This is a genomic window from Cytobacillus firmus, assembly GCF_023612095.1.
In the GTDB taxonomy this organism is placed as follows: Bacteria; Bacillota; Bacilli; order Bacillales; family Cytobacillaceae; genus Cytobacillus.
This window is the reverse complement of the sequence record NZ_CP086235.1, coordinates 1,539,855-1,564,750: the sequence shown is the minus strand read 5'-3', so window position 1 is coordinate 1,564,750 and position 24,896 is coordinate 1,539,855. Positions and strand designations below refer to the sequence as shown.

Genomic DNA, 24,896 nt, shown 5'->3' with positions numbered 1-24,896 from the left:
TGCTTTATTTATTAATTCATTTTTATTATGGATATAGGCGGTTTAATAATCGAGGGAACGGAATTGTTTCACGTACATGCTCGACGCCGCTGATCCAGGCAACTGTTCTTTCAAGACCAAGACCAAATCCGGAATGAGGCACTGAACCATATTGGCGTAGCTCCAGGTACCACTTGTAAGCATCCAAATCTAATTTATGTTCATCAATGCGCTGCTTAAGCAGGTCATAATCATGTATCCGCTCAGAGCCGCCGATGATTTCTCCATATCCTTCAGGTGCAATCAAGTCGGCACATAGTACAACATCTTCTCTTGCAGGATCAGGCTGCATATAGAATGGCTTCAGTGAAGTTGGATAGTGCGTGATAAAGACTGGCTTATCATAGCTTTCTGCAATAGCTGTCTCATGTGGTGCCCCAAAGTCGTCACCCCACTGGATATCATCGAAGCCTTTTTCCTGAAGAAACTTAATTGCTTCATCATACGTTATGCGCGGGAATGGAGCTGTAATTTTCTCAAGCTTCTCTGTATCACGGCCAAGTGTTTTAAGTTCAATTGAACAATTCTTAAGTACGGACTGAACAATATGAGCAACATATTCTTCCTGAACCTTTAAGTTTTCATCAAATTCACAGAAAGCCATTTCAGGTTCAATCATCCAAAATTCGATTAAATGACGGCGGGTTTTCGATTTTTCAGCACGGAAGGTCGGCCCGAATGAAAATACTCTTCCAAGAGCCATCGCAGCTGCTTCCATATAAAGCTGGCCGCTTTGGGATAAATAAGCATCTTCATCAAAATACTTGGTCGCAAAAAGCTCGGACGTTCCTTCCGGTGCGCTGCCCGTCAGAATTGGCGGGTCAACCTTGGAAAACCCTTGCTCATTGAAAAACTCATAAGTTGCCCGGATAATTTCATTTCTGATTTTCATCACTGCATGCTGACGGCGGGACCGCAGCCACAAGTGGCGATTATCCATAAGGAATTCAGTTCCATGCTCTTTTGGCGTAATAGGATAATCGACAGCCTGATGAAGAACTTCAAGGCCTGTAACAAGCATTTCAAATCCGAAAGGAGAACGCTCGTCCTTTTGGATTCTGCCCGTCACATATACGGATGATTCCTGAGTGACTGATTTCGCACCTTGGAAGATTTCCTCCGGCACTTCTGCTTTTACTACAACACCTTGAATAAATCCTGTTCCATCGCGCAGCTGTAAAAACGCAATCTTCCCGCTTGAACGCTTGTTGGCAATCCAAGCACCGATGGTAACTTCCTGGTCAACATATTTATGAACTTGAGAAATTGTTGTTTTTATCAATTTAAGTTCCCTCCAAAAAAATCTAAGCAATCTCTTCTTATGTATCGCTATATATTATACCTTCAAGCACATTGACAAGCAATAACAGTAAATCATTAAACGCTCTAATTAGGCTGAAAACATAGAAGGAAGCCGGATACGATCCGGCTTTCCCCGCTTTACTATCATTTTAAGTTCTTTTCAACAAATCCGTGCATCCGTTCCACTGCCTTTTCTAATAACTCAAGGGAAGTTGCATAGGATAAACGGATATTATCCGGAGCGCCAAAACCAGATCCAGGAATGACTGCAACCATCGCTTCCTCCAGAAGCGCCTCCACAAATTCATCGACACTCGCAAATCCGGTCAATTCTGCTGCCTTTTTTACATTAGGAAACAGATAAAATGCACCTTGTGGCTTTACACATGTAAATCCCGGAATGCTGATTAATTTATCATAGATAACGTTTAGCCGATGTTCGAATGCTTCTCTCATTTCTTCCAGTGTATCCTGCGGCCCGGCATATGCAGCGATTGAGCCATATTGTGCTGTTGTTGTCGGGTTGGATGTACTGTGGCTGGCAAGGTTTGTCATAGCTTTGATAATACTTTTATTCCCTGCAGCATATCCGATTCTCCAGCCTGTCATAGAATGAGATTTCGATACCCCGTTAATTATAATGGTTTGTTCCTTAAGCTCTGGTGAAAGCTCAGCAATCGAAGTATGCTGATGGCTGCCATAAACCAGTTTTTCATAAATTTCATCAGAAACAATCAGAACATTATGCTTCAAACATACCTCTCCAAGCTCCTTTAATTCCTCAGCAGAATAAAGCATGCCAGTCGGGTTGCTTGGAGAGTTGATAATAACAGCCTTGGTTTTGTCAGTTATGCTTTTGGCCAGCTGTTCCGGAGTGATCTTAAAGTCATTCTCTTCTCTTCCCTCTGCATAAACAGGAACACCTCCGGCTAGTTTAACCTGTTCAGGATAGCTGACCCAATATGGAATCGGGATAATGACTTCATCCCCTCATTCAGCAAGACCTGGAACAGTGTATATAAGCCATGCTTTGCCCCATTGGTTACGATGATTTGTGAAGCATCATATTCAAGTCCCTGATCTTTTTTAAACTTGTTTGCAATTTCTTTTTTTAATGCTGGAAGACCTGCCGATGGTGTATATTTTGTATGACCCTCATTCATGGATTTCACTGCAGCATCAATGATATGCTGTGGCGTATTAAAATCCGGTTCGCCTGCTCCCAAACCGATAACATCATGTCCCTGAGCTTTTAGCTCTTTTGCTTTAGCAGTGATTGCCAGAGTTGTGGATGGTGTTAATGCTTTTACTCTTTGTGCCAGTTGAATCTCCATTGCTTGCTTCCTCCCGATTTTCTCCTGCATTGCGGCAGTGATTGCCTCAGGCTACAGGTTTTCAATTTTTTTCAGCCATTCCCCTGTTTTAAAATCTAAATAGTAATAATTTATTAAATTACTGCCGGAACGGTAATGAATTTCCCATAATGGAATATTTTTCTCCATCCCGAGCCGGACAGACACGATCTCAGCAGAATTTTTCTCCTGCTTGAGCCTGTTAATGGCTTCATTCTTGGAAATTCCATCAGATTGCTTCAGTGAGACGATTTTTCCCTTTTTTCCGGAACCCAGACATACATGCTTGTACCATCATGGTCTTTGCCTTCGATCACATAGAAGGTCTCAGTTCCATGATATAAATTGAAGTCCTCAGCTTCAGCAAGATCCGTTTCCTGTTTTGCAAGCTCAACTGCCTTTGATTCTGCTGCCCTCACTGGCTTCATGCTGTTGAAATAAATAACTGATCCTGCTCCAATGCTTATGACAAGCAGAATAATGATACCCCATAATACTTTCTTCATATCTCAATCACTCTTTTATGTACGATAAATCGTAAAAATCGCTTTATTTTGGTCTTCCTGATCAAGTGCCAAACCGAACATCAAGTCTTTTTCTTTTAACGTTCTGTTCAGTGCATCAACAATTTTATACAGATCCGGGCTTTGCTGGATCTTCACCGTAGATAAAACCTCAATTTTGCTTTCCATTCTGGAATTCCTCCTCAGCCTCTACAATATTTGTAACTTATATATCCAACCCTTAAGGTTAAACTAATTTTACAAAGAAATAATTCTCAGTAACAGTATAACAGCAGAAATGATCAACTGGTATTAAAACAATACAAATTTTCTTCTGGTCCACCACGTCATGCTGCGCCCTAAGCGCAGCTTTTTCGTTCCTGTTTATTTGAACTCCTCACCCGGAAAAATCGTGAATAGCTCATAATTAACGTCTGTAAATTTGATGGTTACCGTACCGTGCTTTCTTGTATAATACACATCAACCCAGGCATCATTTAACAGCCTGAACAGATCTGAATCATGTTTTATGGATGGTCTATAAAAAAGAATAGCGATCTGGGGATCCAGATGTTTAATCATCTCTTCTGATATAGAGCCATTCTCTCCAAATGCAGGAAGTTTAACAATATTAACATTCGATAACTCTTTTTCCATAAGAAATTCTTTGGCTTCCGGACTTGTCGAGTTCATAAACAATACCCGATGTCTTTTGAATATAAAGGAAATATCCATTCCTTCACCCGGGTCACTGCCTTCGTATAAAACTTCTGCATGTAATCCCGGAAAAAGCTGATGCTTCGTATTTTGATTCCAGGCATGAAAACCGAGATCACTTATTCCTATTTCAGACTTCAGCTCTGAAAGGGCAGATTCATTCGCTATAATTTCCCTTATGCCGAAGTTTTTAATAAGCCATTTAAGGCTTGTCTTATTATATAATTCTTCATCTGTCAGGATGACTGCTGAAATCTGATTAACGCCATATAATTCAAGAAGCTTTCTTAATTCACCCTCAGTTCCCTGCCCACCGGTGTTAATGAGGATTTTTTCGTCATTTCCATGATGAATTAAGGCAGACTCGCCATCCGATAGAGAAAGAAACGTAAAAGCCAGTTCATCACTTTTCAGTTTTAGGTCAATGCTTTCCACTTTAACAGGAACTGCCGGTGAATCTTTCGGTATGTAATACCAATTCGCAAACAGCAGCATAAAGGCGAACAGCACGTTCATCTTTCCATTCCTCCTACATTGAAACAAAAGCAGAATGAGGATTTATTAAAACCCAACAAATTTATAATGTGTTAATCATCTAAATTTATCCTGCATTACAGACCTTTGTTCATCATAAAGGAGTGAAAGTGAAAATACACTAAACGTTTATAGCCAATTATTAATTAAATCAACAATTTCATCAATATTGCTTTTCTCGACAGGAATGGGCGGAATGGAATCCAGGAATGCTTTCCCATATCGTGCGGTGATGATTCTCCGGTCAAATATCACGATGACTCCCCTGTCGGAACTTGTTCTGATTAATCTCCCTACACCCTGCTTAAAACGGATAATTGCCTCGGGCAAAGAGTATTCGGAAAACGGATTTTTTCCTTTATTGGCAATCTGCTCATTTTTTGCCTGTGCCATCGGTTCATCAGGCGGAGAAAATGGCAGTCTTACAATAACAAGACAGGAAAGATCCTCACCCGGGATATCTACACCTTCCCAAAAGCTGCTTGTCCCTAAGAGGATGGCTTTATCAAAACGCTGGAAATTTCTCGTTAGCCTTGACCTGCTCCCGCTTGTCACACCCTGTGCGATGATAGCATAGTCCTCCAGAAATCCTGATTCCTTTATAAGCTCATGGGTTTTCCTTAACATTTCATGCGAAGTGAAAAGAATCAGCATTCTTCCCTTTGCTGCTTCCGCAATGGAAATAATATGCTCGGTAATGGATGCGACATACTCCTCGAGCGGTACTGCATTAACTTCAGGCAAATCATCAGAAATCACGAGCTTAACCTGATTCTGATAATCAAAAGGAGATTGAATTTGCTTCAGAGTGCATTGCTGTTCCTCCAGCCCTAATTCTTTTACGATAAAACTAAAGGAATTTTTTACTGATAAAGTGGCAGATGTAATAACCGTACTTTCCTTTTGGCTGAAGAATTGATCTTTAAGGTATTCAGAAACCGATACAGGCTGTGCATAAACCGTTGTGGCATTTTGGGCTGCGCGCGTATCCATTTCTATCCATACAACAAATTCGGCGGCCGGCAAATGAAAGATATGTTTTACGTCTTCATTCATATCCCGCAAATCATCCAAAATAGAAGCCACTTCCTCCATTAATGCCTTTTCCTCAAGAGACAGGGCCGATTTAATTGCTGAAACTGCGCATACACGACTGTCCAGGGCCTGGATTAAATCTTTAATCATAAAGCCAAAACGTTCAGCACCCGCTAAAACAGCCTTCATTTCCTTATTGGCAGCACTTTTATTAAATCTCACTGAAATTCGATTTACGCTTTTTTTGGCTTTATTGTACTTCTTTGCATACATCGCTATTACTCTGAACAATTCATCCATTTCATGAACAATATCAGCTATTAATTGGTTGACTTCAAAAGAATGCATGAAATCATCCCGTGTAACTGCTTTCTCTTCCACCAGCTTCTCAAGCTTAAAATAGAGCTGTTTCTGTTCCATCATTCCAATTTGTCCAAGCATCAGCCGCACTGATAAATAATCCAGTTTGTTTCCGAAATGTTTCCCGGAAGCCTTCACAAAATGATGCCCTTCATCGATCACCACATGGCTGAATTCCGGCAAAATAGCAGTACTTGCTGTAAGATCCGTTAATAGCAGTGAATGATTCGTAATAATGATATCTGCCTTTTGTGCTTCCTTTCTTGCCCTCAGATAAAAATCTCTCGATATCCACGACTTATCCTGCAAAAAAGCTGTTTCATCATTTTTTATTCTGCTCCAGTAAATCATCCCGCCGCTTGACAGGTTTAATTCATCAATATCACCAGTGTCAGTCTCCAGAAGCCATACAAGAATCTGCATTTTACTGAGGATTGTATCATAATTATCTTCATCATCTCTCAGTGTTTGAACGAACTTCGCCAGGCTGATATAGTGGCTTCTCCCCTTCAGCAATACAGTACTAAGCGGGAATGAAAGCATTTTTTGCAGCAGAGGAACATCCTTTGAAAGCAGCTGCTCCTGCAGCTGTGTTGTATATGTACTGATAATGACAGTTCTGCCGCTCTCCTTTGCATGTAAAGCAGCCGGAACAAGGTATGCCAGGGATTTCCCAACACCAGTTCCTGCCTCTATTAATGCATGCTGTTTATTTTTGAAAGCCTCATAAACCGAATCCATCATGATAAACTGGCCTTGCCTTTTTTCATAGGACGGGAAAGCTTTAACGAACAATGCCTGTTTTTCCTCTTCACGGAAAGGAAAGGCCTGAACTCCGGATCCTGGAGATTCCTGCCGTTCCGTTCCTCTTTTTAAAGCAATTCCTCTGTGAACTTCAATATCATCTGCCAGTTGCTCAATCTTGCTATCATTAATTAAAATGTGCTCGTCCAATAATATATCAAGGTCACTCTTTAAGCCTCCAGACAGCTTATGCAGCCGTTCTATGGTGGTATTAGGAAGGTTTTTAAGCTTGTTTAATAATATTAACAGGAGCTCAGCAGTAACATATGCATCACTGTCTGCCTGATGGGGGCGTTCATGATTCAGTCCTTCCCGGAGCGACAGATCTGATAATTTGTAGCTATCTGCGGTGGGAAGAAGAATTCGGGCCATCTCCACTGTATCGAGAACAGGGCCGTAAAATCCGTTATATCCTGCCTCAATCAATTCTTCCTGTAAAAAAGACAAATCAAATAGAACATTGTGTGCCACAAAATAGGCACCCTCAAGCAAAGTCAGGACTTTATGGGCAATCTCCGAAAAAAGCGGGGCATCCTCGACCATTTCATCTGACAGACCTGTCAGTTCTTCTATGAAAGGGGGAATAGATTGCTCCGGGTTTATAAGGGAGGAGTATTGCTCAGTAATTTTTCCGTTTTCGATTACCACAGCAGCGAATTGTATTATTTTATCGCCTTTTTTCGGGGCGTTCCCGGTTGTTTCCAAATCCACTACAACATATTTATTACCCATGGCTAACACCTCATATTCAGTCATTCAAAAGGTATCATAAAAACGGAAAAAGAAAAAGGCAAATACTTTTCCCTCTTTATTTTCTTCCACCTGCTTCTATCCCTTATTCATTGCCGATTATAAAAAAGAGCCGAAGCTCCATAAGAGTTCCGCTCTAGTTTAAATACATTATAGCACTGTACTTTCCGGTTCTGCATGTATCATGTCAGCGATCCGATTGCTGCTGTCCATTATGGCTACCTTTGGTTCATGATAAGGCACCTTATCATCAGGAACAAGAGCATATGAAATGATAATGACAATATCGCCTTCCTGAACAAGACGTGCAGCTGCCCCATTTACACAGATTACTCCGCTGCCTCTTTCCCCTGGAATAATATAGGTTTCAAATCTTGCGCCATTGTTATTATTGACGATTTGAACCTTTTCATTAGGTGCCATTCCTACCGCTTCAATAATGTCCGTATCAATTGTGATGCTGCCAACATAATTCAGATTGGCTTCTGTTACTGTTGCACGATGGATCTTGCCATTCATCATGGTGCGAAACATGCTGCCTTCCTCCCTTAGCTTTCTTTTTTCACTGATATTATTGCGTTATCTATTAAACGGGCCTTTGTGAATTTAACGGCCATAGCGATAATGATTTTCTCTTCGAGACGGGTGAGCTGTTTAAGATCCGGATAGGATAGAATTTCAATGTAATCTATTTCCCCGCTTGTGTTTTTTTCAATAAATCCCCTGATGATGCTGAGAAGCTTGACGGGATCATTTTCCCCTTCAGCTATTAGAGACTCCGCCATTTTAAGGCTTTGATGGAGAGCAGAGGCCTGGTCGCGTTCCGCCGGCAGAAGGTGAACGTTGCGTGAGCTCTTAGCAAGACCATCCTCTTCCCTTACCGTCTGAACAGGAACAATCTCCACTGGAATATTAAAATCTCTTACAAGCCCGTCAACGACAGCCACCTGCTGGGCATCCTTCATCCCGAAATACACTTTATCCGGCTGAACAATGTTGAACAGTTTTATCAGGACTGTGGCCACACCATCGAAATGTCCAGGCCGTGATTTTCCGCATAAAGCATTTGTCCGCTCCTGTACCTTAGCCGTTACCGACAGTGCTGCAGGATACATATCTTCTGCTGAAGGAAAGAAAAGATAATCGCAGCCCTCTTTCTCTGCAAGGCTGCTGTCACGCTCGAAATCCCTTGGGTATGTCGCTAAATCTTCTTTAGGGCCAAATTGCAGCGGATTGACAAAGATGCTGACCACAGTCACATCGTTTTCTTTCCTGGCATTCCTTAATAACGAAAGATGGCCTTCATGCAAATAGCCCATTGTCGGGACAAAACCGATTGTTTTTCCTTCCCTCTTAAGCTGTAAAGCAATCCTTTGCATTTCTCTTATATCAGTAATCGTTCTCATGCTTTTCCTCCATACAGACTCAGCAGCTCTTCCTCTTTCATCCTGAAAGAATGGGAATCATCAGGAAATGCTCCATTCTTCACTTCAGCGGAATATTTAGTAAGGCTGTCGCCGATAATCGGGTTCAGATTTTCATACTGTTTCACGAACTTTGGAACACGATCAACACCGTATCCTAATACATCATGGTACACAAGGACCTGTCCATCGGTATTCTTGCCAGCCCCGATTCCAATGACTGGAATCGTCAATTCTTCCGTGATCTGCTTTGCCAGCTGTTTTGGAACACACTCAAGGACAAGAGCAAAGGCTCCGGCTCTCTCACATTCCCTGGCATCATCAATCAGCTTTCTGGCTGCTTCAGCGTTTTTCCCCTGGACCTTATAGCCTCCCAGGACGCCAACGGATTGTGGTGTCAGACCGAGGTGGGCAATAACAGGAATGCCTGCTTTTGTTAACGCCATGATTTGTTGTGCGACTTCATCACCGCCTTCAAGCTTAACAGCATGTGCACCAGTCTCCTGAATGAGCCTTGCTCCATTTAACAGTGTATCTTTCACGGACAAGTGATAACTCATAAACGGCATGTCAATGACAATGAATGTATGTTGTGCCCCCCGTTTAACAGCTTTTCCGTGATGAATCATATCCTCCATCGTCACAGGAACCGTTGAATCATAGCCCAGGACTACCATCCCCAGCGAATCCCCAACAAGTATCATGTCCACATTGGCCTTTTCAGCCTGCTTGGCAGCAGGGAAATCATAGGCGGTCAGCATGACAATTTTCTCATCATTTTCTTTCATTTTTAAAAAGTCTGTTGTTTGCTTCATCATTCGTCCTCCTTATGCAGGAAGAGGCAATAAAACTTTAATGAGTTTAAAAAACAGAACATTTAAAAAAATCCTTCTGTTGGCAGAAGGATTTTACATAAGCTCATATATCAGTTCATCCCTCTGTCCCGGTCCATTTTTTTTGGATCTAGGCAGATATATTATATTTGCGTTTCCTTAAAAAAGGTGCAGTTCTGTTAAGGATACTGCCCATAAAAAGTATATCAAAAAGGCAAATGAGTTGGCTATAAAAACTTTCAGGCGGGCCTTCTAAACATCCAGTTCAATGTCTGCAGAATATACGTGATGGACTTTCCCGCTGCTGTCTTCAATCATCAGGACCCCATCTTCGGTAATTCCAAGGGCCTTGCCATATATACTTCCGGTAATCGTTCTTGCAGTAAGATTCTTGCCGATGCTAACCGCATAACTTTCCCATAAAAGCTTAATCGGATAAAAGCCCTTCTCTAAATAAAGCTTATACAGGTTTTCCAGTTTGCCAAGCAGGATCTTAATGAGCTCAGCTCTTGAAAGCTTTTCGCCTTTTTCAATGGATAATGAAGTGGCAATTTCTTTAAGTTCATCGGGATAATCATCAAGCTGCTGGTTAACGTTGATGCCAATTCCTATGATAATAGAAATAATACGGTCGGCATCCGCCTGCAGTTCTGTCAGAATTCCTGTAACCTTCTTCCCGTTCATCAAAATATCATTCGGCCATTTAATTTGCGGTGTTAAATCGGTCAGCTCTTCAATTGCCTGTACAACAGCCACTGCTGTAATCAGCGTAAGCTGCGGAGCTTTCGGCGGTGGAATGTTCGGCCTTAGGATAACACTCATCCATATGCCTGTTGATTTGGGAGAATGCCATCTCCTGTCCATTCTGCCCCTGCCTGAAAGCTGTTCTTCCGCTATGACAACGGTTCCTTCCTGCGCACCCTCGTATGCAAGGCGATGGGCAATCTTCTGGGTTGAATCAACACTTTCTTCATGATGAATCTGGCGTCCGAGGGCTTCAGTCTGCAAACCAAGTCTGATTTCATCAGGGGTAACTTTTTCAGGTGTTTTTGTTATCCGATAACCTTTTCTTCTGACCGCTTCCAATTCAAAGCCTTCTTTCCTCAGCTCTTCAATATGCTTCCATACAGCCGTTCTTGAACATCCAATCAGGTCAGCTAAATACTGGCCTGAAAGATATTCCTCATTGCTTTTCGTAAAAGCATCAATCAATTTGTTCCTGATTTCTGATTGCACTTTATGAGCCACTCCCTTATGGATTCATTGCTATTACTCACTTCGCCGCGCAAGACTGCTTTTTCGGTTTTTTCAAGCTCCGCTTTAATCCAGGGACCAGGAGGTTTGCCAAACCAATTCATCAGCTGATCTCCAGTAAGCTGAAGGTCTCTTCTTTCTTTGATCGGCAGAGAATTATATTGACTCAGCAGGCTGACTGTTCCCCTGCTTGAGTCCTCATGCAAGATTACGTTGCGGACCCGTTCCGCGTTCAGGGACTTGTCCCCTGCCTGATAAAGGGAATAGGCCCCCCACTGGTTTTTGGCTCTGTACCGGATCCAGCTGATAATCGACACTATTTTCTTTGTTCTCTTTAAAGGCAGTTTCCAGTTCTTCAGAAAAGCTTCAGCCTGTGACTCGTCCAACTTAAAGATATACGCAAGAAAGGCCCACATTTCATCTCCAGTCAGATCAGCAGCATTATATTTCTCTGCTTCTTTTAATTCCTGTTGGAAGCCTGACATTTTTGGCAGATAATTAAACAATCCTGTTTCCGCAATGACCTTAAGAGCTTTCATCCTGCCGGTTCCCGCCAATAGCTTTTCGAACTCTGCCAGCTTTCTTTCCACTGCTATGTTTTCTAGTAAATGTGACAGGGATGCCAAAGCAGCATAAGTGTTTTTATCAATCTCAAATGCCAGCTGGCTGAAAAAACGGACTGCTCTCATCATTCGAAGGGCATCTTCAGTAAATCTCTCAGCCGGCTTGCCTACAGTACAAATTTTTCTTTCCTCTATGGCGCCCCTGCCGTTAAAAGGATCGATAAGCTGCCCTTCTTTATTCATGGCAATCGCGTTCATCGTAAAATCTCTTCTTTTCAAATCCTCTTCCAGTGATCTGATAAATCTTACTTCTGAAGGCCGCCTAAAATCCAGGTATTCTGCCTCTGTTCGGAAGGTTGTAATTTCATAGGGTATGCCATGATATAGAACCACCACAGTGCCATGCTCAATACCCACATCAAGTGTTCTTGAGAATATGGTTTTTACTTCTTCCGGGGTAGCCGAAGTAGCAATATCGACGTCTGCAATTTCTTTTCCAAGTATATAATCCCTGACAGAGCCTCCTACAAAATAGGCCTCAAAACCTGCAGCCTCTAACTTCTCCAGCACAGGAACTGCCTTTGCAAAAGCTTCATTCATCAAAGGTCACCTTTTTCCAAAAGTTCATAATAAAGCTCTTCATATTGACTGACAATGCTGCCGGCACTGAACCTGTTCTTTGCAAGCGATATGGATTGTGAAGAGAACCGGTCTAGCAGTTTCTCATCAGTAAGCAATTTAATTGCTTTTAGCGAGATACCAGTTATATCACCCAAAGTGCAAATATAGCCGGTCTCACCATCGCTGATTACTTCGGGAATTCCACCGACATCTGTACCGATGCATGGCACTCCGCATGCCATTGCCTCAAGAGCAACAAGTCCAAAGCTTTCCTTTTCCGATAACAGGAGCATTAAATCACTGATGCTGTAAAGCTCCTCCACATTGTCCTGCTTTCCCAAAAACAAAACCTTGTCTTTAAGCTTCAGGTCATTCACCAGTCTGCATATAACGCTCATTTCCGGTCCGTCTCCAACTAACAGCAACTTTGAAGGAACTTCTTCGGATATTTTGGCAAAGGCTTGAACAACATCCGGTACCCGCTTTACATTGCGGAAATTAGATACATGGATGATCACCTTTTCACCATCGTTTATGCCATACTCTTCTTTTAGGTAAAGAGAATCGGTTTTCCTGTATATTCTTTCATCTATAAAATTATAAACAGCTCTTATGGACTTATCAGGTTTAATCAGGTCATAAGTTTGCGATATTAAAGCTTTGGAAACAGCTGTAACTCCATCAGACTTCTCGATTCCAAAACGTATCGCATCTGTAAGGGATGGGTCGTACCCGAGAACTGAAATATCTGTTCCATGAAGGGTGGTAACAATCTTAATGTCTGTACCGCTCATCTGCTTTGCCAGAATCGCGCAAACTGCATGGGGAATCGCATAATGCACGTGCAGCAGATCAAGGCCCTCGCGTTTTATCACTTCCGCCATTTTACTTGCCAGCGCGATATCGTAAGGAGCATATTGAAATACAGAGTATTGATTGACATCCACCTGATGATAAAAAATATTGGGGTACATCCTTTTCAGTCTAAAAGGGAGGCTTGATGAAATAAAATGTATTTCATGGCCTTTTTCGGCAAGCATTTTCCCTAATTCTGTAGCAACGACACCTGATCCTCCAACCGTGGGATAGCAGGTGATACCTATTTTTAACTTTTTCCTCATAATTCTCCACCAAATATATCAGTATTCACCAGTAAGGGATTCTTCACTTTAAACCCCTCTGCATATTGCACCCCTGCCTGTTTTCCAAATAAGCTTTCCCTCGCTGCAACAGTTTCAATATAGCCGTTGACAAGCGGTGTATCAAATGAACCTGGGCTTCTTGCAAATTGACTTTGATAGGATTCGAGACCTGCAATTTTTTTATCCATAAAAGAGGAGATATCGATCAGGAAGTCAGGCTTATGGAAGCCATTTATCATGTAAAAGTGCAGGTTTTTCACTTTATGCGGAGCGAAATTGCCGCCTGTTTCATATTTCTTGATTCCTGCTGAAAAGACGGCTTCTTCCACCAGGCGGGCACAATGCCCGTGGTCTGGATGCCTGTCCTCCATATATGGCGCAAACACTAGAGCAGGTTTATATTTACGGATCAATTCAGCAATCTTTTTTATGTATTCCTGGTTATAAAATAAGCCCCTGTCAGGAAGATTAAGAGTCTCCCGGATAGTAACACCCAGAATATCTGCTGCTTTCAACGATTCTTCTGTTCGGATTTCAACCGTCCCGTTGGAAGAAAGCTCTGCCTGTGTTAAGTCGCATATTCCAATCTTTTTTCCGATAGAGGCAAATTTGGCAATTGTGCCGCCCATGCCGATTTCAACATCATCAGCATGAGCGCCAAATGCCAGAATATCAAGGTTATCCAGATTCATTCATGTCACCTTTTTCAATTACAATATTTCTCCACGATAAATCATTGCGTTCAATGCCTTTAATTATAATCTCCGCTGTGCCCATATTTGTCGCGAGCGGCACAGCATATACGTCACAAAGGCGCACCAACGCTGAGACATCCGGCTCATGGGGCTGAACAGTCAAAGGATCTCTGAAGAAAAATACAACATCCATTTTATTGTTGGCAATTAAAGCACCAATTTCCTGGTCCCCCCAAGAGGTCCTGACTGAAAACGGTGAATGGAAAGGCCAGTTTCTTTCATGATGCGTGAACCGGTTGTTCCGGTAGCATAAAGGGTATGTTCAGCAAGAATGGATTTATAGGCGATCGCAAATCTTACAATATCATCCTTTTTTTTATCATGGGCAATTAAGGCAATATTCATGTCGGCACCCCTTTCTAGTCGATAATATTTTCGAGACCGTAAACGAGCGTATCAATTTTTAAAACCGTATCAACAGCAAGTTTTACACCTGACATAAAAGAAGCTCTATTATATGAGTCATGACGGATGGTCAATGTTTGGCCCTCAGAGCCGAACATTACCTGCTGATGAGCAATCAGGCCGGGCAGGCGAACAGAATGTATATGCATACCATCGAAATTTGCGCCCCTGGCACCAGGAATCGTTTCCTTCTCCTCGGGGTGCCCCTGCTCCTTTTTCGTTCTTACGTCAGCAACCATCTCCGCTGTTTTAACTGCAGTACCAGATGGAGCATCCAATTTCTGGTCATGGTGCAGCTCAATTATTTCCACATCATTAAAATATCTTCCTGCCAATTGGGAGAATTTCATCATTAATACAGCACCAAGTGCAAAGTTTGGCGCAATAATACAGCCAATTCCTTTTTCATGGCAAAGTTCTTCAAGCTCTTTCAGATTATCCTTCGAAAAGCCTGTTGTTCCAACAACTGGCCTTACACCATATTCCAGTGCAGTTTTTGTATGGAACATTCCTACTTCCGGAGTTGTCAAATCGATCAGTACGTCGGGACTCAGCTCCTGAAGGGCCAGGGCCAGATCCGTGTACACCGGAACATGGCCAAAATGAGAGAAGCCTTCAAAATCGCTAAGAAAACCACCGCCATTTTTATGGTCGATCACGCCAGCTAACTCATAGTTCTCTGTTCGCTTAACAAGCTGGACGGCTTCACTTCCCATCCTCCCCCGTGGTCCCGCTATAATAACTTTAACTTTATCCATTTTCCTCTCTCCTTCTACTCTTCAATTCTTGTCCATCTGTCTTTATCGCGTGTGCTGAATTTTTCCATGACACGATCGTGCGCTTCTTCTAAGTCAATATGTAAGGAATTTGCAAAGCATATTAGAACAAAGAGCATATCTCCAAGCTCTTCTTCGATAGCCTTTTCTTCCTCTGTTGATTTTTTTGGTTTTTCACCATAGTGATGGTTCACTTCCCTGGATAGTTCCCCAAGTTCCTCGGTCATCCTTGCAAGCATCGCCAATGGGCTGAAATAACCTTCTTTAAATTGGCTTATGTATTTGTCAACGTCAGTTTGCATCTCTTTCATTGTTTTTGGTGTCTCCATACTTTCACCTCTGTTTTTATTACATGTTCTATACGTGATTTCCACTTTTCATGTTAAGCTATAGCTCAGCCATTTTACAAATATTTTTTATCATTGCTAATAGATGGTCAGTCAGCCGCTTCTTGTCCATTGATGTTATTGCTCTTATAATCTGAATCTTATATAATTAGATACGCTTTGGTATTGTGATATTCAGGCAGCGGAGGGATAACATGTTTTATGGATTGAAATTTAAGAATATTTTTTTCATTCTGCTTGGCTCAGCCATTTTTTCATGGGGCCTTGTTCACTTTAATATGCAAAACAACTTGGCTGAAGGCGGTTTCACCGGTATTACCCTGCTTTTATACTTCCTTTTCGAGTGGGACCCTTCCTATACTAACCTTCTGCTAAATATACCTCTTTTCTTTATTGGATGGAAACTTCTGGGCAGAAATGTTTTTCTTTATACCATCATCGGAACGGTCGGTGTGTCCCTATTCCTATGGATTTTTCAGCGGTATCAGATTGAAATGCCATTAAAAGAGGATTTGACTCTCGCTTCTTTATTCGCGGGTGTTTTTATAGGGATCGGTCTTGGCACGATTTTCAGATTTGGAGGCACAACTGGCGGAGTTGATATAATTGCCAGACTTGCACATAAATATGCCGGAGTCAGCATGGGAAAGACAATGTTCATTTTTGACTTTTTTGTGATTGCCCTTTCATTAATTACATATTTGAATTACAGGGAAGCCATGTACACCTTGGTGGCTGTTTTTGTTGGTGCAAAAGTAATTGATTTCATGCAGGAAGGGGCTTATGCAGCAAGGGGGGCCATGATCATATCAGAACGAAACGATGCAATTGCCGATAAAATCATGAAAGAAATGGATCGGGGCGTTACGGTATTAAAAGGCCATGGTTCCTTCACAAAAAAAGAGCGGGAAGTATTATATTGTGTTGTCGGCCGTAATGAAATTGTCCGTTTAAAAAATGCGATTACTTCTGTTGATCCCCATGCATTTGTTTCTGTCACAGCTGTACATGATGTGCTGGGTGAAGGCTTTACTTTGGATGAAAATAAAAAGCCGGTTGAACGCTGAAAATCAATGTGATGTCCCAGGGGCATCATTTTTTTTCATTAAAAAAGCCGGCATTGCCGGCCTTTACTCAGATCTGGTCATTCCTGTATAAATAAGAATTAAACGCAGCAATTCCAGCACTGCCACGGCTGCTGCCGCCACATATGTCAACGCAGCTGCATTCAAAACTTTTTTAGTCTCTCTTTCTTCATCGTTTCTGATAATTCCAAGGGATACTACCTGATCCATCGCACGATTAGAAGCATTGAACTCTACCGGAAGTGTGATCACTTGAAAAACCACTGCAGCTGCCATGAAGATTATACCAAGCAGCACCATACCGCTCAACCCAGCAAAAAAACCAATCATGATCAGAATCCAGGAGAAGTTTGAACCAATATTCGCAACAGGTACTAGTGCATGGCGGAAGCGCAGAAAAGCGTAATCCTGATTATCCTGGATGGCATGGCCAACTTCATGGGCTGCTATTGCAGCAGCAGCCACAGAATGGCCATGATAATTTGTTGCCGAAAGCCTGACTGTCTTGGATCGAGGATCATAGTGATCTGTTAGATGCCCCCTGGTTTCTTCAACGCCAACTTTATACAGACCATTCTCATCCAGAATTCTTCTGGCTACTTCAGCACCCCTCATTTGAGTGGATGAAGGAACTTTTGAATATTTGCTGTAAGCTCCCTTTACTTTCATTTGTGCCCAAAGCGGAACAAGAATAATTATTGCGAAATAAATGAGATATCCTCCCATTTTGTTACCTCCCATTAAGCTGGTCATGGTGTATTTTATCCGCTGGCCTGCAGATATCCAGCATACAAATCGATTTGCCTATCTTTTCCCTTTCCTCTTGATTACAAAACGGGAAAAGACACTCATTATTCTTTTTGTTCAAAGATAAGAATGTAGAAATTTTTGAACTTCGAGGCCTGTCTAGCTCCAGCACCTACCCCCTCGAGGTCACAAGCCGATCCCCCAAAAAGGCAAAGAACGCCTTTCCGTGAGGCTCGTCTTGTGCTTGTCGGGGGTGAGCAAGGTGCTTCCGCTTTTCTTATTAAGATCGATTTTTTTGTCTTGCCCTGTCTCCCTTATATTTTCTCCAACCTACGTAAGATAATGTAATGATGATTATGCTCCCGGTTGAGATGATCACCCACCAGAGGGATGGATCCGTTTCATCTTCTGTCATTTCATCAAAGATAGTCTGCAGATCATTTTCCAATGCAGCAAGTTCCTGCTGGCTTGCCTGCTGGGAAAGCACCTGAGGCCGATAATGATCGATAAAATTTATGCGTGCGTTCAGTTTTTGTACCTTTTCTGCATCCACATCTATCTTCAGACTGGGATAAATAACCTCATATAAAGACAAAAAGGAATTCAAACGTGAATGGAAGTTCTCGTTATTTCCGCTGTATGCCGCTTCCTTTACCTCACCAAACACTGACATGATCGGCTTCTCCATTTCAGTCCATAAAGGCTGATATTTGGAGGAAATCGCATCCATTACGAGGCGGAATTTTGTTGCATGATTAAGCCGTTCTTCGTGGCTCATAGATGTATTTACCGCAGCTTGTACAGCATCATCATGAGAGACTGTAATAATCCGCAGCTCGTCCATTGTAAATGGCCTTTCCTTGCCGTTTACAGCAACGAATTGCTCGGAGAAATACTCCAACAGCTTCTTGGCATCCTCATACCTGTGAAGCTTAACCATCTGTAAGGCTTCATTAGACAATTGATCTAATTTATCTATTTTTGTTGTCTTATCTGCAGACACCATTCCAGGCAATAACATAATAATGAATAAGAATGCGATTACTTTTCGCCTCATCAAACTTGTCCCCCCTCAAATTACTATTAGATAAATATGAAAAGAGGGACAAGGTTAGACCAGAAAATAATTTTGGGGGCCAGGTTATTTCTATATAAACAAAAAAGACCCAAAACACTAAATGGTTTGGATCAAGGGAATCGGAGCACTATTTCACTATATCCAGACGAAATCGATTTTTTCTTAGGACGAAGTAATACGCTGTTCCTAGTGAGAAAATGCTGAGCCAGAATGTAAAATAGCCGATTTGCGGTGTGTAAAGATTTAGTATCGGATAGCGGGGAAGCATGAAAAAGACGTAATCAATTACATCATTGTGCAGAGTCCAGATACCCGTAATGACTAGATGCCATGTTTTGAAGCGATAGAATGGTGCGTAGAGAACACCCTGGACTGCCATTGCACCATGAGAGAAGATCAGCATGAGAGCAAGGGGATCCAATTCACCTGTAACCTGAAATACGAGCAAATTCATAACTACAGCCCATATTCCGTATTTAATAAGGGTTACAATTGCTAAAGCTTCCATCAATGGCCAATTTTTGCCCATTAGAAAGGCGATGAGCACAAACATAAAAAACAGGCTCGCTGTAGGGCTGTCGGGTACGAATGGCAAGAAAATAGCCGGTGTATCTACCAGCTGCCACTTATACCATATATACCCATAGATGGTGCCTGCTGTGTTAATAATCAGAAGCAATATCAGCATAGCTCTGCTGCCTAATAAAGGATAGATCCATTTCATGTTTTTTCTCCTTTTCTCTATGTACACGATTATTTCATTATTTTACCACATCAAACTCCTATAAAAAAACGAACAATTATTTGGGCAAAAAAAAGAAGCTGGCAATGCCAGCTTCTTTTTAATTATTTGCTTTCAAGGCCAGAAATGAATTCAGCAAGCTTTTGAAGTTCTTCATCAGAACCTTTGAACATTCCTGGAGGCATAGCGCCTTTACCGTTTTTAGCAATGTCAGCAACTTCTTCAGGTGTTAACCCAGTGTCAACAAGTGCAGGTGAACCTGCTCCACCCTGAAGGTCTCCTCCGTGGCAGGAAATACATCCGTTTGCTTCAAAAATCTTGTAGCCTTCGTCTTCTTTATCGAATTCTACTTCAGCCACAATCTTACCTTGCTGTGCAGCTGCCTCCCAGTCATGGTGGGCAACAGACTCCCAAGTCAGATAAGTAATGCCGGCTAGAGCCAATAGCATAAAGCCGGTTGCTAAAGGACGCTTGGACGGACGGCGTTCAGGTCCGCGGTCAATAAATGGTGCAAGCAACAATGCTCCGAATGCAAGACCCGGAATAATAAAAGCACCGATTGCATTATAAGGTCCGGATGCATAGCTGTATTTTAGAAGCTGGTACAAGAACAGGAAGTACCAGTCTGGCAGCGGAATATAAGCTGTATCACTTGGATCAGCAATTTTTTCTAATGGCGGCTCATGCGCAATTGTCAAGCATAGGAAACCGATAAGGAATACAGCCCCTACCATCCATTCCTTTAACAGGAAGTTTGGCCAGAATGCTTCTGTTTTTCCTGGATATTCCGAATAGTCTTTCGGAATATTCGGTTTGCGTTCTGCAGGAACACGAGAGTCACCTACGAATTTCATACCTTTACCACGATGCATTGGGCGATTTCCCCTCCTTTTGCAATGATCATAAAATTATTTCTTACAACGGTCCTGAAATACCCTGCTTACGAATCATAATAAAGTGGGCAGCCATTAACCCGAATAATGCAGCCGGTAAGAAGAATACATGGATAGCAAAGAATCGGGTGATCGTCTGCGCGCCGACAATATCAGAATGTCCTGCAATAAGTATTTTCAGATATTCTCCAATAAGTGGAGTTGATTCTACGATCTGGATTGTTACTTTTGTAGCGAAAAGGGCTTTCATATCCCAAGGCAATAAGTAACCTGTCAGTCCAAGTGCAAGCATTATGAAGAAAATAAGCACTCCGACAACCCAGTTTAATTCACGGGGCTTCTTATAAGCTCCCTGGAAGAAAACACGTAACGTATGTAGGAACATCATTACGATTACCAAACTTGCTCCCCAGTGGTGCATTCCGCGGACAATCTGCCCGAATGCAACATGGTTTTGAAGATAATACACGGATTCCCATGCATTTTTGATATCCGGAACATAGTACATTGTCAGGAACATACCGGATAAGATTTGAATTACAGTAACGAAGAACGTCAGACCGCCAAAACAGTAAACGAATGCAGAGAAATGATGTGCGGGGTTTACATGCTCAGGCACTTCATGGTCAGCAATATCCCGCCAGATCGGCGTAATATCTAAACGCTCATCTACCCAATCATAAATTTTGTTTAACAATTATTACGCCTCCTTTCGCGGTTCAGCCTTGCCTAAATACAAGAAGCCATCTTTTTCTTTGTAAGGAAATACATCAAGTGATGCAACCGGCGGTGTACCTGGAACGTTTGTCCCATCCTTTGTATAAAGGCCGCCATGGCAAGGGCAATAGAAATGATCAGGGTTTGACTTGTCAGTATTCCAGTCAACTACGCACCCTAAATGCTTACATACTGGAGACAATGCAACAATTTCACCTTTATCATCCTTATAAACCCAAGCAGTGCCGGTAACTTCGGATGTGTACCATGCATCCTGCTGCTCGTAAGTGTAATCAACCCTTGTCGGCTTTTCGGTAATTTCAGCCACTTTTTGCTTTGTTGGAATAAAATCACTTTCACCAGCTGCCTGCAATACAGGATCAACCGCAAAACGGACCATCGGCATTAGCATGCCTGCTGCCATGAAACCGCCTACACCAGTAAGTGTATAGTTCAGGAATTGACGTCTAGTAACTCGATTTTTGCTCATACTTTTCCCCCTCTATTATGAAGTTAAGTCCAACGGACAAAATTCAACACAATATAAAACTAGGACATAACAATGATATATCAATCTTTATGCAAGGTCAATATAATCCTTTGGCGAAACATGTAAATAGAGCGACTTAACATTCACACTATTCACCATTTTGCCACTTTTGGACAAAAAGATTCAGCAGCTGTTTCACCTGGTCATCGAGAATGGAGTTCCTATAATTTTCATCCATATTCTCAAGAGGCAGAGATGGAAGCCAAATCAAGCCTCCTTCCAGCCGGTCTTCGAACGTTTTCCACATGCTGTCCGAAGTTAATAGGAAAATATGCTTAAACCCCTGAGCCTTCAATTCTGATTCCCATTGTCCCAAGCCGCTGATCAGGCTCTCTTCTGATGCCGGTTTCAGATATGCATATCCAGGCAGCATGATGAGACGCCCTCTGAATTGCCGTTCAAGCTGCACACTTAGAAGTGATATAAATTCTGTCATAGCTACAGACTGTTTGATATCATCGCCAAATGATACAGGAAGAAGCGGGAGAACAGCTGTGTCTACATATTGCTTTTCTTTAAGAAACATGTCGATATCCTGTGATATCCATTTCATATCATTCACTCCATTACATATATTTGCCTTCCTTAATATATCATTAATGATTAGAATGCTTCAAATCAGAGAATGCAGGCAAAATAAAAGCCCTGCTTTTATAAAAGCAAGGCTTAGGTGGTTTCTAATTTATTCAGCTGCTGAGTCAGAACGTTAAAAGCTTTTTTATCCTGCTTATCCAATGCTTCATCAATGAGTACAAGGAGTTTCTCTCTTCTGAATTTTTCCAGGCTTTCCGCGAGGAACCTTTCCGCAATCAGCCGGTCCTTTTCGTTTACCTGGAGTGTCTTTGGCATAAAGGGATTTTCCTCCATGACCGCTGCATACTGATGGGCCTTATTTGAAGCATGGAAATTAAGCTGGATATAAATCTCTTCCTCCCTGTTTAAGCGGATATCATGGAAGGACTTCTCCGCATCTGTGGTCATTACATTCTCTTTGTAAAAACGGAAAGGAACTTCATCCACACAATGTGTCGACATGATCAGGCCTCTTGGGCAATACTGTGCCTGCTCCACAAAATGCACCTTCTCCATAAGCTGGTCATGACTCATCAAATAATTGAGAATCCAAACACATTCTCTTCTTTTGAGCTGATAATGGTTCAAAAACCAGCGGATAAAATCTTTCTTCTCGTTGACAGATACAGGGGTCGCCATTTTTGATTCCCTCCTCTGCTTACAGACAAATTTGGTCTTACTGAAACTGCATTAAGTATAGAAACTGCCATATTTAATCAAGAAAATCATCCGTGAGTCGCTGCAGCACATCCAGATATTCCTCATTGCCAGGCTCCAGTTTGGTTAATGTATTAAAAATTTCGGCAGCCTCTTCCCTTTTTCCTTCCTCTGCTAAAAAATATCCGTAATCTGAAAGAAAATCCTGCTGCTGTTTAAAGAAAGTATATGCAAGCTGATATTTGTTTAATGCCTCTGAATATTCCTCTAAATGCTGAAAGGCAACGGCTGAATCCCATAATAGCTGGGGCTCTTCCAGCTCGTTCAGCATTTCAGTAATTTCGATTACATCTTCATATCTTTCCTGCTGGAGGAGAAGTTTATTTAAAAGAATCGCTGCCTGGACATATTCGGGATCCAGTGCAAGAGCCTGCCTGAACATATCTTCGGATTCTTTTTCATTGCCAGTTTTCAAGGCAAGCTTCCCGCCATAGAAGAATAGCTCTTTGTTAAATTCGTCCTGTTTCAAGCCTTCCTTGACTGCTTCCAGGCCGCTCGCGGCTTCTTCCTCCCGCTCGTATGCCTGAGCAAGGTATAAATACAGTGAATGATACTCGGGATCCAGCTCCTTCAGTTCAGTCAATTTTTCAATGGCTGTACGGTTAAAGCCGGCTTGAAGCGCTGTAAAAGCATAACTGAAAAGGGTATTAATCTCCAGTTTGTCATCAAGCGCTTTTTCGTAATATGGAAGGGCTTCTTCAAATGCTCCGCCTGCACTGAGAATATCCGCCAATCTCTGATTTACATTTATGCCTGCAATGATTTCCTCTTTCCTGAGAACTTTTTCATAAATCCGCTTTGCTTCCAGGAACCGACCCTGCTCTGCATAAAGTTCACCCAGGGCAAAATCTACAATTATCTCATCAGGCAATATTTCTTTTGCTTTCAGGAGCTTTTGTTCGCTGACCTCAAATAGACCATCCATCTGATAAAGGTCTGCTAATAAGAGAAGCGACTGCGGAAAGCTCGGATCATGTTCATTTATTCTTTCAAGGACAAGGATGGCTTCCTCTTCATTTCCAAGATCAATATGTGTTTCAGCCAGCAGAACGAGCAGTTCTCCTTCTTCCGGATATGCTTCCAGAAGCCGTTCATATAAGGCTTTTGATTCCTCAAGGAACCCGTACTGGAACAGTTCTTCAGCCAGCAGGAACCTTTCTTCATGAGAACCATCCAGCAGTATTTGCTGATAGCTCTCCAACGCTTCTTCATGATGACCGTTTTCTAAAAGAGTAATGATTTTATTTACTTTATCCATACTAAATTCCTTTCGAATGCTAATCGGCTATTTTAAAATAAGCTGGTGTGCTGATTTTAACCTGCTCGCCGGAACCTGAACGAAAAATCACTTCTTGTCCGGCTCTAATCACTTTTCCCTTCAGTACAGTGACAGCAAGTTTATCTCTATGATAATGAAACAGCTGTGATTCTTCAACGGTAAGACCTTCTTCAGGTTTTTCAAATAAATTATAACTGACTTCCCCGCCCTGATGGATATTCCCTTTTAAAGGGTAAATCCCGGCTTTGGACAGAACTGACCTCGATAAAGGCTCGTGTTCCATCAGCTCATTCGGCACCGAAGGTATTTTCTCTTCCTGCATCAGTTTTGCCCATAATGTATTTATTCTGCTTTTCTCCTTTTCATTCCTGCCTGCAAAGATGGGTACAAGCGGACAATTATAAGGAAACATTGCTTCCCGCAGCCAACCCCATGGAACTTGTTCAAGCTCCTTTGCATCCTGTATTTCAACAAAAACAACAGGAACTCTTTCTCTCTTACATTTTCTCATAAAAGAAGGGGTAAGGAGACGGACAGGAATTTTCACACCAATAATATAATCAATCGGGCTGCTTAATAAACTTGCATTAAAGCTTTTAAGATCACTCTTCAAAGAATATTCATGCTTAACAGGCACGGCTGTCAGGAAGGCTGTACATCCTTTTAAAATAAACTCCCGGATATAATACTCTTTGAGTTCTGAAAAGGGCTTTTCAAGCGGGATGGATGTGTCCAGAACCACGAATCCTGCAGACATAATAAATGCACCCGCATCCATTCTTGTGAATTGAAACCTTTTCATTTCAGTCTGCATCAGTGAAATCTCATTATTTCTTATCAGCATAGATGTTTTTAACAGCTTGTCTTCCTTTAGCAGATTTGCATTCTCAATAATATATGTCATAAAACCACCCTCTTAAACGGTCTTATGACAAGCTATGAAATTTTCAGATAAATATGACTGCTTGTACAGAAAAAGAGCTGCAAGAAAACAGCTCT

General features: G+C 41.9%; 25 protein-coding genes and 2 pseudogenes. 1 reads left to right on the top strand and 26 read right to left on the bottom strand.

Annotated features, from left to right (window positions below):
• Window positions 1-25: 25 nt before the first annotated feature.
• The 16 genes and pseudogenes from asnS to LLY41_RS07850 form a co-directional block, all read right to left on the bottom strand.
• Window positions 26-1,318, bottom strand: a complete 1,293-nt coding sequence (asnS, locus tag LLY41_RS07925) for an asparagine--tRNA ligase (protein WP_179289031.1) — start codon at window positions 1,316-1,318, stop codon at window positions 26-28.
• 167 nt (window positions 1,319-1,485) lie between these two features.
• Window positions 1,486-2,669, bottom strand: a pseudogene (locus LLY41_RS07920) (pyridoxal phosphate-dependent aminotransferase).
• Window positions 2,670-2,932: 263 nt separating this feature from the next.
• Window positions 2,933-3,199, bottom strand: coding sequence for a cell wall elongation regulator TseB-like domain-containing protein (locus LLY41_RS07915; protein ID WP_304587393.1), 267 nt, complete (start codon window positions 3,197-3,199; stop codon window positions 2,933-2,935).
• A gap of 15 nt (window positions 3,200-3,214) precedes the next feature.
• Window positions 3,215-3,385 carry a YpmA family protein gene (locus tag LLY41_RS07910; protein ID WP_009332715.1) on the bottom strand — a complete coding sequence of 57 codons (171 nt, stop codon included), beginning with the start codon at window positions 3,383-3,385 and terminating at the stop codon, window positions 3,215-3,217.
• 195 nt (window positions 3,386-3,580) lie between these two features.
• Window positions 3,581-4,429, bottom strand: coding sequence for a ComEC/Rec2 family competence protein (locus tag LLY41_RS07905; protein WP_304587391.1), 849 nt, complete (start codon window positions 4,427-4,429; stop codon window positions 3,581-3,583).
• Between the two features lie 147 nt (window positions 4,430-4,576).
• Window positions 4,577-7,378 carry an ATP-dependent DNA helicase DinG gene (dinG, locus tag LLY41_RS07900; RefSeq protein WP_095244661.1) on the bottom strand — a complete coding sequence of 934 codons (2,802 nt, stop codon included), beginning with the start codon at window positions 7,376-7,378 and terminating at the stop codon, window positions 4,577-4,579.
• Window positions 7,379-7,546: 168 nt separating this feature from the next.
• Window positions 7,547-7,930, bottom strand: coding sequence for an aspartate 1-decarboxylase (gene panD / locus LLY41_RS07895; RefSeq protein WP_048008317.1), 384 nt, complete (start codon window positions 7,928-7,930; stop codon window positions 7,547-7,549).
• 14 nt (window positions 7,931-7,944) lie between these two features.
• Complete coding sequence (gene panC, locus LLY41_RS07890) at window positions 7,945-8,802, bottom strand: pantoate--beta-alanine ligase (RefSeq protein WP_095244663.1); 858 nt, start codon at window positions 8,800-8,802, stop codon at window positions 7,945-7,947.
• The gene (gene panB / locus LLY41_RS07885; protein ID WP_095244664.1) at window positions 8,799-9,635 is read right to left on the bottom strand and encodes a 3-methyl-2-oxobutanoate hydroxymethyltransferase; all 837 of its coding nucleotides are present in this window, start codon (window positions 9,633-9,635) and stop codon (window positions 8,799-8,801) included. Before panB ends, panC begins: the two co-directional genes overlap by 4 nt.
• 270 nt (window positions 9,636-9,905) lie before the next feature.
• Entirely contained in the window at window positions 9,906-10,889 is a 984-nt protein-coding gene (locus LLY41_RS07880) for a biotin--[acetyl-CoA-carboxylase] ligase (protein WP_095244665.1), read from the bottom strand.
• Complete coding sequence (locus LLY41_RS07875) at window positions 10,862-12,070, bottom strand: CCA tRNA nucleotidyltransferase (RefSeq protein WP_251169472.1); 1,209 nt, start codon at window positions 12,068-12,070, stop codon at window positions 10,862-10,864. The genes LLY41_RS07880 and LLY41_RS07875 overlap by 28 nt, the downstream gene beginning before the upstream one ends.
• The gene (gene bshA, locus LLY41_RS07870) at window positions 12,070-13,212 is read right to left on the bottom strand and encodes an N-acetyl-alpha-D-glucosaminyl L-malate synthase BshA (RefSeq protein ID WP_095244667.1); all 1,143 of its coding nucleotides are present in this window, start codon (window positions 13,210-13,212) and stop codon (window positions 12,070-12,072) included. The genes LLY41_RS07875 and bshA overlap by 1 nt, the downstream gene beginning before the upstream one ends.
• A complete protein-coding gene (bshB1, locus tag LLY41_RS07865) occupies window positions 13,209-13,925 on the bottom strand; it encodes a bacillithiol biosynthesis deacetylase BshB1 (RefSeq protein ID WP_304587389.1) in 717 nt (238 codons plus the stop codon). Before bshB1 ends, bshA begins: the two co-directional genes overlap by 4 nt.
• Window positions 13,912-14,333 (bottom strand): annotated as a pseudogene (gene mgsA, locus LLY41_RS07860) (methylglyoxal synthase). The gene bshB1 and the pseudogene mgsA overlap by 14 nt, the downstream one beginning before the upstream one ends.
• Before the next feature lie 14 nt (window positions 14,334-14,347).
• Entirely contained in the window at window positions 14,348-15,151 is an 804-nt protein-coding gene (gene dapB / locus LLY41_RS07855) for a 4-hydroxy-tetrahydrodipicolinate reductase (RefSeq protein WP_304587387.1), read from the bottom strand.
• 14 nt (window positions 15,152-15,165) lie between these two features.
• The gene (locus LLY41_RS07850; protein ID WP_304587385.1) at window positions 15,166-15,498 is read right to left on the bottom strand and encodes a nucleotide pyrophosphohydrolase; all 333 of its coding nucleotides are present in this window, start codon (window positions 15,496-15,498) and stop codon (window positions 15,166-15,168) included.
• A gap of 212 nt (window positions 15,499-15,710) precedes the next feature.
• On the opposite strand from LLY41_RS07850, the gene LLY41_RS07845 reads away from it, so the two are divergent.
• On the top strand, window positions 15,711-16,583 hold the full coding sequence (locus LLY41_RS07845) for a YitT family protein (RefSeq protein ID WP_304587384.1): 873 nt from the start codon (window positions 15,711-15,713) through the stop codon (window positions 16,581-16,583).
• A 63-nt stretch (window positions 16,584-16,646) separates the two neighbouring features.
• Here LLY41_RS07845 and LLY41_RS07840 read toward each other — a convergent pair whose 3' ends face one another.
• From LLY41_RS07840 to LLY41_RS07795, 10 genes are all read right to left on the bottom strand, one after another.
• Complete coding sequence (locus LLY41_RS07840) at window positions 16,647-17,327, bottom strand: zinc metallopeptidase (RefSeq protein ID WP_251169466.1); 681 nt, start codon at window positions 17,325-17,327, stop codon at window positions 16,647-16,649.
• Window positions 17,328-17,628: 301 nt separating this feature from the next.
• Complete coding sequence (gene ypjB, locus LLY41_RS07835) at window positions 17,629-18,405, bottom strand: sporulation protein YpjB (RefSeq protein WP_061792753.1); 777 nt, start codon at window positions 18,403-18,405, stop codon at window positions 17,629-17,631.
• Between the two features lie 148 nt (window positions 18,406-18,553).
• Entirely contained in the window at window positions 18,554-19,150 is a 597-nt protein-coding gene (locus LLY41_RS07830) for a lipoprotein heptaprenylglyceryl N-acetyltransferase LhaT (RefSeq protein ID WP_251169464.1), read from the bottom strand.
• 122 nt (window positions 19,151-19,272) lie between these two features.
• Window positions 19,273-20,040, bottom strand: coding sequence for a menaquinol-cytochrome c reductase cytochrome b/c subunit (locus tag LLY41_RS07825; RefSeq protein WP_095244676.1), 768 nt, complete (start codon window positions 20,038-20,040; stop codon window positions 19,273-19,275).
• A gap of 43 nt (window positions 20,041-20,083) precedes the next feature.
• The gene (qcrB, locus tag LLY41_RS07820; protein ID WP_035330156.1) at window positions 20,084-20,758 is read right to left on the bottom strand and encodes a menaquinol-cytochrome c reductase cytochrome b subunit; all 675 of its coding nucleotides are present in this window, start codon (window positions 20,756-20,758) and stop codon (window positions 20,084-20,086) included.
• Window positions 20,759-20,761: 3 nt separating this feature from the next.
• Window positions 20,762-21,268, bottom strand: a complete 507-nt coding sequence (locus LLY41_RS07815; protein WP_095244677.1) for a Rieske (2Fe-2S) protein — start codon at window positions 21,266-21,268, stop codon at window positions 20,762-20,764.
• A 148-nt stretch (window positions 21,269-21,416) separates the two neighbouring features.
• On the bottom strand, window positions 21,417-21,881 hold the full coding sequence (locus tag LLY41_RS07810) for a YpiF family protein (RefSeq protein WP_095244678.1): 465 nt from the start codon (window positions 21,879-21,881) through the stop codon (window positions 21,417-21,419).
• A gap of 113 nt (window positions 21,882-21,994) precedes the next feature.
• The gene (locus LLY41_RS07805; protein ID WP_304587378.1) at window positions 21,995-22,540 is read right to left on the bottom strand and encodes a ReoY family proteolytic degradation factor; all 546 of its coding nucleotides are present in this window, start codon (window positions 22,538-22,540) and stop codon (window positions 21,995-21,997) included.
• Window positions 22,541-22,613: 73 nt separating this feature from the next.
• The gene (locus tag LLY41_RS07800) at window positions 22,614-23,876 is read right to left on the bottom strand and encodes a tetratricopeptide repeat protein (protein WP_304587376.1); all 1,263 of its coding nucleotides are present in this window, start codon (window positions 23,874-23,876) and stop codon (window positions 22,614-22,616) included.
• Between the two features lie 19 nt (window positions 23,877-23,895).
• Window positions 23,896-24,801, bottom strand: a complete 906-nt coding sequence (locus tag LLY41_RS07795) for a hypothetical protein (RefSeq protein ID WP_304587373.1) — start codon at window positions 24,799-24,801, stop codon at window positions 23,896-23,898.
• Window positions 24,802-24,896 lie beyond the last annotated feature (95 nt).